The organism is Dinoroseobacter sp. S375 (assembly GCF_049800775.1).
Lineage (GTDB): Bacteria > Pseudomonadota > Alphaproteobacteria > Rhodobacterales > Rhodobacteraceae > Dinoroseobacter.
The window spans coordinates 97,001-110,221 of the sequence record NZ_JBNAFR010000001.1; the positions used below are offsets into that span (position 1 = coordinate 97,001).

A 13,221-nucleotide genomic window follows, 5' to 3' on the forward strand; every position below is an offset into this window, starting at 1 on the left:
GCAATGGCAGTGGATGCTTCTTCAATCTCGGGTGCAGACTTCCTGGCGGCTTTGTCCAAGGCCCCCTTCTCACTCGTGCTGACCGATCCGCGTGCGGAAGATAACCCGATTGTCTATGTCAACGACACCTTCACGACGATTACGGGCTATGCGCGGGACTTTGCAATTGGTCGCAATTGTCGCTTTCTCCAGAAGGACGACAAGGACCAGGAGAACATCGCAAAATTACGCGCAGCGATCGAAAACGAAGAGGAAATCATCGTCGATCTGCGCAACTACCGTCCTGACGGCGAGCAGTTTTTGAACCGGCTTATGATTTCACCGCTTATCGGCGAAGATGGCAAGGTGTTGTACTTTGTCGGCCTGCAGCTTGAGATCGAAGTGCCGGGAACTGGGCGACAAAGCCAGTATGACTCGGATATTCAGAACGCCCTCGAAGAGATTCAGCACCGTGTGAAGAACCACCTCGCGATGGTGGTGTCGATGATCCGGCTGCAGTCCGGCGCGAAAGGACCGCGTCCGGACCAGGACTTTGACATGTTGGCCAGACGGGTCGAAACACTGCAGCTGCTGTATGAAGAGCTTTCTGGACGGGATGACGAGGACGAGACTGGGGCCAAAGATACCGTCGCGCTCGGGGCGTATCTGTCGCGCGTCGCGAACGCTGTTGCCTATCTGGATGGCCGAAGCGGCGTCAGAGTGAATATCGATGCGGAAAAGTTGCGGGTTCCCTTCCAAACAGCGACACAGCTTGGTCTGATCTTGTCAGAGTTGACAACCAACGCTCTGCAACATGCGTTTGAAGAGCGCAACGAAGGTTTGCTTGAAATCGAAGCCAAAACGCTGAGCAATGGCGTGTTTCGTCTTGTTGTCTCGGACGATGGAGTCGGCATCCCAGACGATGTCGACTGGCCGAAGGAAGGCAACCTTGGGGGGCGTATCATTAAAAGCCTTGTCGAAGGGCTCGAAGGAAAGCTCGATGTCGCCGCTGGGGATGTTCAAGGCACCACGGTGACGTTGGACGTGCCGAAGGCCCTCGTTTCCATCGAAGAGGACGAAGAAGAACATGCTTAGCCATGTTGCCCTTCGGATGATCGGGTCATGAGGGATTCTGCGCCGTCCAAGACGATTCTGCTGTTGGAAGATGATCCTATCGTTGCGCTTGATCTGAAGGATCAGTTTGTCCACGAGGGCTATATCGTAATGGGGCCTTTTGATCGTGTGAGCCGCGCGATGGATGCGTTGCGCGAGTCCAAACCGGACATTGCCGTACTCGATCTCCATTTGAAGGATAGTTCGTGCGATATCGTTGCCGAGCAACTCGAAGCGCATTCAATTCCCTATGCGATCGTCACCGTCACGGCGCCGAGTATGGTCCCCCGTGACATCTCACCCCGTGCCGTTATCGAAAAACCATTCGATATGAAGCACCTGAGCGCCTTGGTAACATCCGCGCGCTGATCTGAAGGCTGCCGTCGATCACGCCTGCGGACAACGCGCGCCATCGCCACCGACTAGACCGATCACCAGGCGCGACGGCTGCGGGCAGTTCGCCGCTGGCAATTATGCCGCCACGGCAGAGGCGGCTGAGGTCGCACTGATGGAAGCCGCCCAGAGCGCGACACCGCTCGTCCTCGGCACCATCGGCTATGTCGGTCAGGGCCGGATCGATAAGGCCATGGAGACCTTCCGAAAGGTCGAGCGGATCGCGCCCAAGCTGGTCGAGGCCCGCCTGTCCGGCAAATGGCTGAGTTCAGACCCCGACGACCTGTCCCGCGCGCGCACGTTCTTCAAGGTGGCTGCGAGTCTGGCCCCTCCTGAAGCGGTCGATGCGATCCGGTGACCAGCCCGATTTTTAGATGTTTTTAGTCAAGCTTATGGCGCGATCCCGCGCGCCGCAGGACGGTGCGGAACCGACGCCACGACACAGGGCGCTTGCCGCCCTCGCTGGCACGCGCGCATCAAAGGAAGACGCCATGAGCCAGACGCTTGAAACCGGCACCGCAGGGATCAACGGGCCACTTTGGGGCGCACGCGCCCGGGACTGGGCCGAGGCGCAAGAAGGGCAGTTCGCCGCCGGGTTCCGCGCGGTTCTCGCCCATGCGAAGGTCGCACCCGGCACCCGCCATCTGGACGCGGGATGCGGCGCGGGCATGGCGACCGCCATCTCAGCGGAGCTGGGTGCGCAGGTCAGCGGATTCGGCGCGCGGGCCCGCTACCTGATCGCCACGGTGTGACCCGGATTGCCCTCAAGACCGCCCGACCCGGAGGCTACAGATCGCGTCGCGGATGCCCAAGATCTCCGGCGCGCAAGGCGCGATTGGCGACCCGCGAGAGGAGCAAACCCAGCGGGCGGACGCCACGCCCCCGGATGGGCGACTTGGCAGGCCCCGCCTTGGCCATCCGACCCCCAACCCGCTGCGCGCGAACCGTTCCGGGGCACCATGATCGCCCGGGCCACTGACGCCCCCAGCCCCCGCTTCACAAGAGGCCGTTCCAGGTCCACGCACCCAGTCCAAACGAGGAGGAGGACACCAATGAAAGCAATCCCAAGAGCACTGAGCGCCGCGACATGTGTCGGTCTGGCATGGGCCCCTAGCGCGATGGCAGAACCGTCCGAGCATTTCATCATCCATCAGCTGGACCAGCCACCGCAGGAGGCCGCCACGCTTATTCGCGACTTCATCGCCATGAATGACGACTGGTCGCTGAATGGCGAGTTCGAGATGATGGGCGGGGCCGCCGTCGGCATGAAGATCTGCTTCAATGCCATGCGCAGGTATGTCGGGGCCGCGGGTTTGCATAATCTCGCCCTGATGCCATGTGGGAATATCGCGTTTTTTCAGGAGGATGGTCAGGCTTACCTGTCGATGCTCGATGTCGGGTACATCACGACCCTGTCGCCCCACCCTTCCCTCGAAGAAGGCGTGGCCCTCGCGCGGCCCGCCTATGCCGAGATGTTCACCGAGGTGCCCGGCGTCGAATGACACCCGGTGCAGGGCGCTGACCCAGCGGCTCACAGAGGCGCAAGGCAGGTCGGCTCAAAAGAAAACGTGTCGATGGGCTCAGATGGCCCGACCTGTCTCACTGCGCTCAGAGATACAAAATTTGTCTGCGTCCATCGCATTTGCCTTGGCCGCAACCTGCATCAGAAAAAACGCAGTTTACGGGCGTTCGATTTTACGAGAACGGAGATCACTGTGACCCAGATCATTCAAGTGGCCGCAATTGTGCTCGCGACAGCCGGAACCGGCGCGGCCACCATGTCCGTAATGAACGAGGACATTCCGGACCTGGAGGTGCCCGAGGGCGCCTGGGGCGCGTCCGGCGCGCTGGATGGCCGTGCGTTCACGGTCCGCGGGATCGACATGGAAAGCGGCGCTGTCCTGGAAGATGAGCTGTTGTTCCGCGATGGCACCTTTCAATCCGCTGATTGCCAGATCTACTGCGATTTCGGCTGGTCCGATTACCAGACGAAAGAGATCGATGGCGTGATCCATTTCACGACCACAACCCTTTGCCCCGACGCGCCGCACACTGTGGTCTGCTACGGTCAGGTCACCGGCGATACGATCACATTCGACGTCACCTGGACCACGCGCCGCTGGTACTGGACCAATCAGATCGTCTTGGAAGGATCCGGCGCCGCCACCGATTTCGACACCGCGACCGCGATCTCCAGCTGAGATCGCCGAGGTGCGATCGTCTGGCCTTTCGATCGGTGGTATTGCGCTGCGCGTCGCGATCCTAATCGCCGTGCTGGTGCTGGCCACCTGGGGCGCGCATGAGGTGCGCGATGCCCTGAACCTGCAGATCCGGCCTGATAACGAGCAACAGGTGCACCGCATGATCATGTTCGGTGCGGTGGCCTATATCAGGCTGCTGGCGCTCCCATTCGTTCCGGGGGCGGAGATCGGGCTGGCCATGCTCGCGGCCTTTGGCGCAGCTATCGCGCCGCTGATCTATATCTGCACCGTGGCCTCCATGATCCTTGCCTATACCGCAGGTCGCTTCCTGCCCATCGACGTTTTGCGGAGGTCCTTGTCCCTCCTGCGGATGCGCCGCGCCGCGGACCTCGTCGCCCGCGCCGCGCCCCTTTCCGGTGATGACCGTGTGGCGATGCTGCTGGACGGACAATCGGCGCGCGCGCTGCAACTGGCCATACGGTATCGCTATGTCGCGCTGGCTCTGGCTGTGAACACGCCCGGAAACTCGGTCATCGGTGGGGGCGGTGGCATCATGCTGATGGCGGGCCTGAGCGGCATCTTTTCACCGCTGGCAACGGTGGCGACCATCGCGCTTGCCGTCTCGCCGGTTCCGCTGGCGATGGTGTTTTTCGGTTTGGAGTTCTGACACGTGCCGCGATGGACGAGGACGTTTATGGTTAGGCCCTCACCCGAGCCTTGAGCGGGTTGGTCGGGTGATCCGGGATGCCCTCGGCAGGCGCGCGGGAACAGCCAGAATGGCCCGCTCCCGCAGCCAAGGATCGCCGCCCGGCTGAAGGCTCGGCACTACAGTGCTGCGAGCGATCCGGGCATTCCTGCAGGTCCCCGCGACACAGGCCATGGGAAAGGCAAGCGTGACGCATGCGGCGTCTTTTCCGAACGGACCCATACGCTTGCTTGACCGGCGCGCGGACATTGCCAAGGATGCCCCTGCCTGCAATCCAAGGACAGTTTTCCCATGACGCCGCAAAAGACCCTGCGCGAGTATATCCGGACCATTCCCGACTTTCCCCATGAGGGGATCATGTTCCGGGATGTCACCACGCTCTTTCTCGACCCACGGGGGTTTCGGATCGCGGTGGACCAGTTGCTCGACCCGTTTGTAGGCGTGAAGATCGACAAGGTGGCCGGGCTCGAGGCGCGGGGCTTCATTCTGGGCGGGGCCGTTGCGCATCAGCTGAGCGTCGGCTTCCTGCCGATCCGCAAGAAGGGCAAGTTGCCCGGCAAGACGATCGAGCAGGATTACGCGCTGGAATATGGCGAGGCCACGGTCGAGATCCATGACGACGCCCTGCAACCGGGCGAGCGGGTGCTGCTGGTGGATGACCTGCTGGCCACGGGCGGCACGGCCCGGGCGGGGATCCAGCTCATCGAACGGCTCGGCGCGCAGGTGGTGGGCTGCGCCTTCGTGATCGACCTGCCGGATCTGGGCGGGCGCAAATTGCTGGAGGAGATGGACATGGCTGTCCACGCCCTCACCGCCTTTGACGGGGATTGAGCGCAGAACTGTTCTCGGACCGGCAACAAAAACGCACCGGAAACGCGGAAAATTTGACGTAAAGGTCGCGCTGCGGCTAGGGAATTGGGATTAACCGTCCCAAGCCTAGTGAGTGACCTTTGATGAAAGCTCTTCCCCTCGCCCTGTGCCTTTGCCTCGTGACCCCCGGCCTCGCCGCCGCAAACACGCTCTTTTTCGATGATTTCGAAACCAACACTGCCGGTGCGAACCGCACACCAGCCGGATGGTCCACCACGGCCGGTGCCGTGGACATCACCGGCCCCGGATATTTCCCGGATGTCTGCTACAATATCGACACCTGTGTGGATCTCGATGGCTCGATCGGGGCCGCAGGCACGATCCAGACCGTGCAGAGCTTTACGCTCACCGCAGGTCAGAGCTACACCCTGAGCTTCGATTACTCGAAGAACTACTTTCAGCAGCAGAACACCAACGTCATGACCTTCGGCGTCGGCGGTGTCAGCGACACGCTCAGCATTCCCGGAGGCCCGCGCGCGTCGGATTTTGCCGAGCTGAGCTTCAGCTTTGTCGGCGATGGCTCCACCGGTTCGATCTTCTTTGCCCATGAAGGCGCAGATAATGGCGGGATCATCATCGACAACGTCAAGCTAGTGGGAAACACAGCCCCCCCGTCGCCGGTCCCGCTGCCGGCCTCGCTGCCGCTTCTGGCGGGCGGATTGCTGGGGGCCGCGGCCCTGCGCCGCCGGAAATCTTTCAAATCCTAACGAATTGCTAACGACTCAGTCGTAATCTGGGGCCTGTCGATGCAGCGATCGACAGGTTTCCCTAAGGTAGACTGACCCCGGCCGGTGTACGCCACCGCGCCGGGTCTTTTTTAGCCCAAACGCGCGGCGGTCCAGCGCAGGGAGGCAGCCTCGGTCGCCTGCACCCACCCCTCCTTGCCATCCATGTAATGCTCCGCGTCCCGCGTGCGGGCGACAAGGCGCTGTTTCAGCGCGCCATACTCCCCCGCGATCTCAGGATGCGCGCGCAAGTAGTCGCGAAAGGCGAGATGACGGCGCGCCCCCTCGGAGCCCGTGGCAAAGGCATGGAGCTGATGGGTTCGTCGCCCCGCCGCGCTGTCCTTGCGGAAATAACGCCGCCCGGGGATCCCGAAAGCGCCCATCGCCTCATAGCCCAGCCCGATCAGATCCCCATCGCGGGCATCCAGCGCCGCGAGATCCCCGATCTCCAGCAAGAGATCGAGGATCGGCTTGGCGATCAGCCCGGGGACCGAGGTGCTGCCGATGTGATGGACCGTGACGGCCAGTCCTTGCAGGGCGCCGGTGATCGCAGCACCCTCCGCCGCAGCCGCGCGGGCCCAGTCGGGATCATGGGGCGCGAGCTGGATACCGCCGGTCATGCCCTCTGGCGCAGGACCGCGCCCGGGTTGAGGATCCCGTTGGGGTCCAGCGCGTCCTTGATCGCCCGCATGGCGGCAAGCTTCACCGGATCGCCATAACGTTCCAGATCCTCGACCTTGAGCCGCCCGACCCCGTGTTCCGCCGAGACCGACCCGCCCATGGCATGGACGATATCATGGACGCAGCGCTTGATCGCGGGGCGCGCCTCCTCGTGATCGGCCCGGGTCTCGCCGGGCATGGGGAAGACGTTGTAATGCAGGTTGCCATCGCCCACATGGCCGAAGCAGTTGATCCGGTAGGTGCCGATGGCGCTCAGGGCGGCGGTCGCCTGGGTGATGAAGTCCGGGATCTGCGAGAGCGGCACCGAGATGTCGTGGGACGAGACCGAGCCGATCCGGCGGTTCGCCTCGGGGATGTTCTCGCGCACGGCCCAAAGCGCAGCCGCCTGCGCCTCGGACTGGGCGATGATCCCGTCCTGGACCAGACCGGCCTCCGCCGCGCGGGTGTAAAGCGTCTCGAGCGCGCCTTCGGGGTCGAACCCGCTGGCCCCCGCCAGATCGATCAGCACGCACCAATCCGGGGCCTCGGCAAAGGGCAGGCGCAGATCCGCCATGGTCTCGGCCAGAAACCGCATCCCCATGCCGGAGATCAGCTCGAAGGCCGAGATCGCGTCGCCTGCGACCTCGCCGGCAAGGCTCAGCAGGTCGAGCGCGGCCTCGGGACCGGTCACCTGCAGCATGGCCACTCCGTGCCGGTTGGGACGCGGATAAAGCCGCAGGGCCGCGGCCGTGATCACGCCGAGCGTGCCCTCCGCCCCGATCAACAGGTTGCGCAGGTCGTAGCCCATATTGTTCTTCCGCAGGCGGGTCAGCCCATGCCAGATCTCGCCATTGGCCAGCACCGCCTCGACCCCGAGGCAGAGATCGCGCGCATTCCCGTAACGCAGCACATTCACCCCGCCCGCATTGGTCGCCAGCACCCCGCCGACCCGGGCCGACCCTTCGGAGGCCAGGGACAGCGGAAAGAGCCGGTCCACCCCGGCAGCAGCGTCCTGCACATCCGCGAGGATCGCGCCCGCCTCGGCCACCAGCACGTTCTCGCGCGCATGCACGGCCCGGATCGCGTTCATCCGCTGCAAGGACAGGATCACCGGGGGCGGTCCTTCGGGGGCGATCTGACCGCCCACCAGACCGGTGCCACCGCTATAGGGCACCACGCCCACCCGGTGCCCATTGGCCAGCCGCAGCACCGTCGCGACCTCTGCGGCAGAACCGGGTGCCACCAGCAACCCGCCGGATCCCGCATAGCGGCCCCGGGGCTCTTCGAGATATTGCGCGCCCAGTTCGGGAAAGGCGGATGCGGGCAGCTCTGCGCGCAGGGCCGTCTCGAGATCGGCGGGAACGGTATCGAGCATGGTCTGTCCTCCGACGCGGGGGCCGCGCCTTACAAGTCGTCGTCGCGCAGCCAGGCCGGTCGCAGCACCACGACCGTGGGCTCGGAGGGCAGCGTGCGCAGGGACACCTCCAGAAAGTTCGTATCGCGGTACTCGACCCGGAATTCCGAGGCCATGCCGGTCAGGAAGCTCTGGAGCGTGAAATCCCCGAACCAGTGCATGGGCACAATCACCGAGGAGCGCAAGCGCCGCAGGATCGAGATCATCACGTCCTGCGGCACCGTATAGCCGCCATCCACCGGGGCCATGACCACATCGAGGCGCCCGAGGGCCGCATATTGCATGTCATTGGGCTCATGGTGGAGATGCCCGAGATGACCGATGCAGAGCCCGGCAATCTCGAAGACGAAGATCGAATTGCCAAGCGGCGCGCTCACCGTGCCAAAGCCCGAGCGGACATCCGTCGGCACATTGCGCACCAGCACCTCGCCCAGATCCAGATAATGCTCCACCGGGTTCGGGCCCGAGGTGTTCCAGCCCGGCAGGACATGGGGGATGCGCGGGTCGGGATTGGCCGTCCAATGGGTCGAATGGGCGTTGTTCATGGTCACCACATCCGGAAAGAACGAAGTATTGCCCAGAAACCCGGTGTAATCCGTCACCGCCGTGAAACCTTCGGGTCCTTCGATCAGAAAGCTCGCATGGGCGATATAGCTCAGCCGGACGGTGAAATCCTCAAGCGGGGCGCCGAAGCTTGCGGTCTGCACATAGGACAGCCCCGGCGCGGCATCTGCGATGGCGATGCAATGGCTGGGCTTGCGGGTCTGCTCCTGCGCCAGGGCGGCGGGCGCGGCCAAAGCTGTCGCGAGGCCAACCGCCAGCGCCGACAGGGTCAGGGGGAAACGGGACATGGACGGACCTCCGTGCGACAGGGTGCGGGTTGGCCAAGAGTATAGGGCGCCGGGCGCGCAAGTCTGGTCTTTCTGCACCGATACTGCGCCCGAGGGGACGCGCGCGGCCTCAGGCGCAAAAACCAGATGCACAGCCCGCGCCAGACGCGTATCTCTTGGGCAACGCGTTTTGAAAGGATATGGGCATGCGGCGCAAACTGGCAGCAGGAAACTGGAAGATGAACGGCCTCACCGCGGCCCTCGCCGAGGCGGGCGCGATTGCCGAGGCCGCGGCGGCGAGCCCTGCCGAGGTGCTGCTCTGCCCGCCCGCGACGCTGGTGGCGCCCATGGCGGCGATGGCCGGGGATGGCGCGCTGCAGGTCGGCGGGCAGTATTGCCATGCCAAGGTCTCTGGTGCGCATACGGGCCATGTCTCGGCCGAGATGCTGGGCGATGCCGGGGCGTCCTATGTGATCACCGGCCATTCCGAGCGGCGTCAGGACGATGGCGAGGATGATGCCGCCGTGCGCGCCCAGACCCTCGCCGCATGGGAGGCCGGTCTGACGGCGGTGGTCTGCGTCGGCGAGACCGAAGCCGAGCGCGACGCCTCGAACACGCTGGGCATCATCGGGGGCCAACTGGCCGGGTCGGTGCCGGATCAGGCCACGGGCCACAACCTCGTGATCGCCTATGAACCGGTCTGGGCCATTGGCACCGGGCGCGTGCCCAGCCTCGACCAGATCGGCGAGGTGCATGATTTCATCCGCGGCAAGCTGGAACAGCGGTTCGGCGAAGGGGTCGGTCGCTCGGTGCGCCTGCTCTATGGCGGGTCGGTCAAGCCGGGCAATGCCGACGAGATCTTCGGCGTCTCCAATGTGGATGGCGCGCTGGTGGGCGGAGCCTCCCTCAAGGCGTCCGACTTCACGGCGATCATCGCGGCACTTGGCTGAGCCGATGATGCGGCACGCGCGGCGCGGAGGCCGAGACATCCCGCGCCATGGGCAATCCATGCCCCGCGCGGCATAATTCCCCCATGGCGGATGCAAGTCACAGCGCGGCGCGGCCCCGCAACCCGGCCCGGCGGCCGATCAGGTCCGGCACGGCGCTGGCGCTGGCCCTGTGCCTTGCCGGGCTTGTGGCGCTGGTCAGCTTCCCCCGGCTGGAGCGGTTCTTTCAGCGCGACGCGGCCGAGCAGGCCGCCGCGACCCTCAGCCTGACTGTCGAGGGGCTGACCGGCGCGCTCAACCGCTATGCCCCCCTGCCCGCGCTGGTGGCCGAACGGCCCGAGCTCGCGCAGCTTCTGCAGGAGCCGGACAACACCGCCCTGATCGCTCAGGTCAATGAGAGCCTGCGCCAGACCGCCTATGCGCTCAGGGCCTCGGATGTCTATCTGCTCGACATCTCTGGCCATACACTGGCGGCGAGCAATTACCGCAAGACCCTGAGCTTCGTGGGCCGCAGCTTTGCCTACCGGCCCTATTTCACCCAGGCGCTCGATGGCGGTCTGGGACGGTTCTTTGCCCTGGGCACCACCTCGGGGGAGCGGGGGTATTTCTACGCCGCCCCCGTCGAGGAGGATCAGCGCATCACCGGCGTGGTGGCGGTGAAATTCACCGTGGACGGCTTCGAGGAGACCTGGCGCGCGGGCCCGGCCACGGTGCTGGTCAGCGATCTGCGCGGCGTGGTTTTCATGTCCGACCGCGAGGACTGGCATTTCCGCGCCCTGCGCCCCCTGACCCCCGCTGCCCGCGCCGGGATCGAGACGGCCCGGCAGTATCCTCTGTCGCAGGTGACACCTTTGCCGACCGAGCGCCGCGCCCTCGGCGCGGGGGCCGAGCTCTGGACTATCGACGATCCGGGCGCGCCCAGCGCGGGCTATGTCGCCCAGACCACCCGCATCGCTGAGGCCGGCTGGGATGTGACCGTGCTGGTCTCGACCGGACCGGCGCGTCAGCAGGCCCTGCAAATGGTGGCGATCGGGACGCTGCTGACCCTGCTTCTGGCGCTGGCCGGAATGGTCTTTCTGCAACGGCGCGCCCAGCAGCGCGCGTTGATGGCGGCGCAAACCGCCGCCCGGACCGAGCTGGAGGCGCGGGTCATCCAGCGCACGACGGACCTCAACGAGGCCAATGCCCAGCTCCAGCAGGAGGTGATCGAGCGGCGTCAGGCGGAACAACAGCTGCGCAAGACCCAGGCCGAGCTGGTGCAGGCGGGCAAGCTCGCCGCCCTCGGTCAAATGTCCGCCGCCCTGAGCCACGAGTTCAACCAGCCCCTGGCCGCGGTGAAATCCTATGCCGAAAACGCCGCGATCTTTCTCGAGCGGGACCGCCCGCAGGAGGCGCGCGAGAATGTCGGACGGATCTCGGCCCTCACGGACCGGATGGCCGAGATCTCGAAGCATTTGCGCAATTTCGCCCGACGCCCGCAGGATGCCGTGGACCGGGTGCAGCTCGCGACGGTGATCCATGACGCGCTGGCGGTGATGCAGGCCCGGATCAAGCATGCGGAGGCCGAGATCCGCTATGTCCCGCCCGCGGACCCGGTCTGGGTGCGCGGCGGCCATGTGCGCCTGCAACAGGTGGTGGTGAACCTGCTGAGCAACGCGCTGGATGCCACCGCCGAGACCGAGGCCCCGGTGATCACGCTGGAGGTCACGCAAACCGCCGATCAGGCCATCCTCAGCGTCTGCGACACGGGCCCCGGCATCGCGCCGGGCGCGGAAGAGACGCTGTTCGATCCGTTCTTCACCACCAAGGGGCCGGGCGGCGGGCTCGGGCTCGGCCTGTCGATCTCGTACAACATCGTGCGCGATTTCGGCGGCACGCTCAGCGCCCATAACCGCGAAGGCACGGGCGCGGAATTCCGGCTGACCCTGAGCCTGTGCCCCGAACCGGAGGGCGCGCGGCCATGAGTTCGGAGATGATCCTCTTCGTCGATGACGAGGAACCCCTGCGACATGCAGCGGCGCAGACGCTCCAGCTGGCCGATTTCGACGTGACCTGCTTTGCCAAGGCCGAGAGCGCCCTGCCTCGGATCGCCCGGGACTTTCCCGGCATCCTCGTGACCGATATCCGGATGCCGGGCCTGAGCGGGACCGACCTCATGGCGCGCTGTCTCGAGATCGACCCGGAATTTCCGGTGATCCTGGTGACAGGGCATGGGGATATCGAGCTCGCGGTGCAGTCCATGCGGGACGGGGCCTATGATTTCCTCGAAAAGCCCTATGCCCCGAGCCGCCTTGTGGCGACGATCCGGCGAGCGCTGGACAAGCGCCGCCTCACGCTTGAGAACCGTCGCCTGCGCGCGGCCGTCGGCCGCCGCGATCCGATCGAGGCGCGCCTGACCGGGCGCAGTCCCGCGCTGATCGCCCTGCGCCAGCAGGTGCGCGCGGTGGCCCAGACCGATGCGGATGTCCTGATCATCGGCGCGACCGGCACTGGCAAGGAGGTCACGGCCCGCGCCCTGCACCGGGCCAGCGGGCGCAAGGACGGCCCCTTCCTGCAGATCAACTGCGCCGCCCTGCCGGCGGATCTGATCGAGAGCGAGCTCTTTGGCCATGAGGCCGGGGCCTTTGCCGGGGCCATGCGCGCGCGCTATGGCAAGTTCGAGGCCGCGCGCGGCGGAACGGTCTTCCTTGACGAGATCGACAGCCTGCCCCTGCCGCTGCAGGCCAAGCTTCTCCACGCGATCCAGAACCGGACGGTCACGCGGCTGGGCTCGAACGAGCCGGTGAGCCTCGATGTGCGCTTTGTCGCCGCCAGCAAGAAGGATCTGGAGGCCGAGGCCCAGGCCGAGCGGTTCCGGGCCGATCTGCTCTATCGGCTGAATGTGGTGACCCTGCGGCTTTTGCCCCTGTCCGAGCGGCGCGAGGATATCCCCCTGCTCTTTGCGCAACTGGTCAGCGAAACCGCCGCGCGGCTGCAACAGGCCGCGCCCGAGGTCTCGGGCGGGGTCCTGTCGCGCATGGCCGCGCGAGACTGGCCCGGCAATGTGCGCGAGCTGCGCAATGCCGCCGAGCGCTATGTGCTGGGGCTCGATCTCGATCTTGCGCCATCGGGCCCCGACGCCCCGCCCCCCGCGCCCGAGGCGCTGGCCGATCAGATGGCCGCCTATGAAAAGGCCCTGATCACCGCAAGCCTTGCCGCCCATCAGGGGCGGCTCAAGGACACTTACGAGGCGCTGAATCTCTCGCGCAAAGCGCTCTACGAGAAAATGCAGAAGCACGGTCTGTCCCGCGAGACCTTCGCGCCCGAGAGCTGAGCGCCCCCGCATTGCCGCCCGCAGCCGGCTCGCTTGGGTCGGCTTGGGTCAACTTGGGAACATGATTTCC

Annotated in this window: 15 protein-coding genes; 12 read left to right on the top strand and 3 right to left on the bottom strand. The window is 65.3% G+C overall.

Annotated features, from left to right (window positions below; all coding sequences use genetic code 11):
* The first annotated feature begins 3 nt into the window (after positions 1–3).
* The 9 genes from ACP150_RS00515 to ACP150_RS00555 all read left to right on the top strand — a co-directional run bounded on the left by ACP150_RS00515 (position 4) and on the right by ACP150_RS00555 (position 5,969).
* A complete protein-coding gene (locus ACP150_RS00515; RefSeq protein WP_424964574.1) occupies positions 4–1,074 on the top strand; it encodes a PAS domain-containing protein in 1,071 nt (356 codons plus the stop codon).
* 27 nt (positions 1,075–1,101) lie between these two features.
* Complete coding sequence (locus ACP150_RS00520; RefSeq protein ID WP_424964575.1) at positions 1,102–1,461, top strand: response regulator; 360 nt, start codon at positions 1,102–1,104, stop codon at positions 1,459–1,461.
* A gap of 139 nt (positions 1,462–1,600) precedes the next feature.
* Positions 1,601–1,843 carry a hypothetical protein gene (locus ACP150_RS00525; protein ID WP_424964576.1) on the top strand — a complete coding sequence of 81 codons (243 nt, stop codon included), beginning with the start codon at positions 1,601–1,603 and terminating at the stop codon, positions 1,841–1,843.
* Positions 1,844–1,976: 133 nt separating this feature from the next.
* Positions 1,977–2,237: a hypothetical protein gene (locus tag ACP150_RS00530; protein WP_424964577.1), complete on the top strand. Its 261-nt coding sequence runs from the start codon at positions 1,977–1,979 to the stop codon at positions 2,235–2,237.
* A gap of 366 nt (positions 2,238–2,603) precedes the next feature.
* Positions 2,604–2,987 carry a hypothetical protein gene (locus ACP150_RS00535; protein WP_424964578.1) on the top strand — a complete coding sequence of 128 codons (384 nt, stop codon included), beginning with the start codon at positions 2,604–2,606 and terminating at the stop codon, positions 2,985–2,987.
* A 213-nt stretch (positions 2,988–3,200) separates the two neighbouring features.
* Positions 3,201–3,686, top strand: coding sequence for a hypothetical protein (locus ACP150_RS00540; RefSeq protein WP_424964579.1), 486 nt, complete (start codon positions 3,201–3,203; stop codon positions 3,684–3,686).
* Between the two features lie 10 nt (positions 3,687–3,696).
* A complete protein-coding gene (locus ACP150_RS00545; RefSeq protein WP_424964580.1) occupies positions 3,697–4,353 on the top strand; it encodes a hypothetical protein in 657 nt (218 codons plus the stop codon).
* A gap of 330 nt (positions 4,354–4,683) precedes the next feature.
* Positions 4,684–5,223: an adenine phosphoribosyltransferase gene (locus ACP150_RS00550; protein WP_424964581.1), complete on the top strand. Its 540-nt coding sequence runs from the start codon at positions 4,684–4,686 to the stop codon at positions 5,221–5,223.
* A gap of 122 nt (positions 5,224–5,345) precedes the next feature.
* The gene (locus tag ACP150_RS00555; protein ID WP_424964582.1) at positions 5,346–5,969 is read left to right on the top strand and encodes a VPLPA-CTERM sorting domain-containing protein; all 624 of its coding nucleotides are present in this window, start codon (positions 5,346–5,348) and stop codon (positions 5,967–5,969) included.
* Positions 5,970–6,079: 110 nt separating this feature from the next.
* On the opposite strand, the gene ACP150_RS00560 is transcribed toward ACP150_RS00555, so the two are convergent.
* From ACP150_RS00560 to ACP150_RS00570, 3 genes are read right to left on the bottom strand one after another with little or no spacing between them, the layout of a single operon-like run.
* On the bottom strand, positions 6,080–6,607 hold the full coding sequence (locus ACP150_RS00560) for a GrpB family protein (protein ID WP_424964583.1): 528 nt from the start codon (positions 6,605–6,607) through the stop codon (positions 6,080–6,082).
* Positions 6,604–8,022 carry an FAD-binding oxidoreductase gene (locus tag ACP150_RS00565; RefSeq protein ID WP_424964584.1) on the bottom strand — a complete coding sequence of 473 codons (1,419 nt, stop codon included), beginning with the start codon at positions 8,020–8,022 and terminating at the stop codon, positions 6,604–6,606. Before ACP150_RS00565 ends, ACP150_RS00560 begins: the two co-directional genes overlap by 4 nt.
* Before the next feature lie 29 nt (positions 8,023–8,051).
* Entirely contained in the window at positions 8,052–8,912 is an 861-nt protein-coding gene (locus ACP150_RS00570; protein WP_424964585.1) for an MBL fold metallo-hydrolase, read from the bottom strand.
* A gap of 185 nt (positions 8,913–9,097) precedes the next feature.
* On the opposite strand from ACP150_RS00570, the gene tpiA reads away from it, so the two are divergent.
* The 3 genes from tpiA to ACP150_RS00585 all read left to right on the top strand — a co-directional run bounded on the left by tpiA (position 9,098) and on the right by ACP150_RS00585 (position 13,151).
* On the top strand, positions 9,098–9,841 hold the full coding sequence (tpiA, locus tag ACP150_RS00575; protein WP_424964586.1) for a triose-phosphate isomerase: 744 nt from the start codon (positions 9,098–9,100) through the stop codon (positions 9,839–9,841).
* An 83-nt stretch (positions 9,842–9,924) separates the two neighbouring features.
* Positions 9,925–11,802, top strand: a complete 1,878-nt coding sequence (locus ACP150_RS00580) for a sensor histidine kinase (RefSeq protein ID WP_424964587.1) — start codon at positions 9,925–9,927, stop codon at positions 11,800–11,802.
* A complete protein-coding gene (locus tag ACP150_RS00585; RefSeq protein WP_424964588.1) occupies positions 11,799–13,151 on the top strand; it encodes a sigma-54-dependent transcriptional regulator in 1,353 nt (450 codons plus the stop codon). Before ACP150_RS00580 ends, ACP150_RS00585 begins: the two co-directional genes overlap by 4 nt.
* The last annotated feature ends 70 nt before the right edge of the window (positions 13,152–13,221 follow it).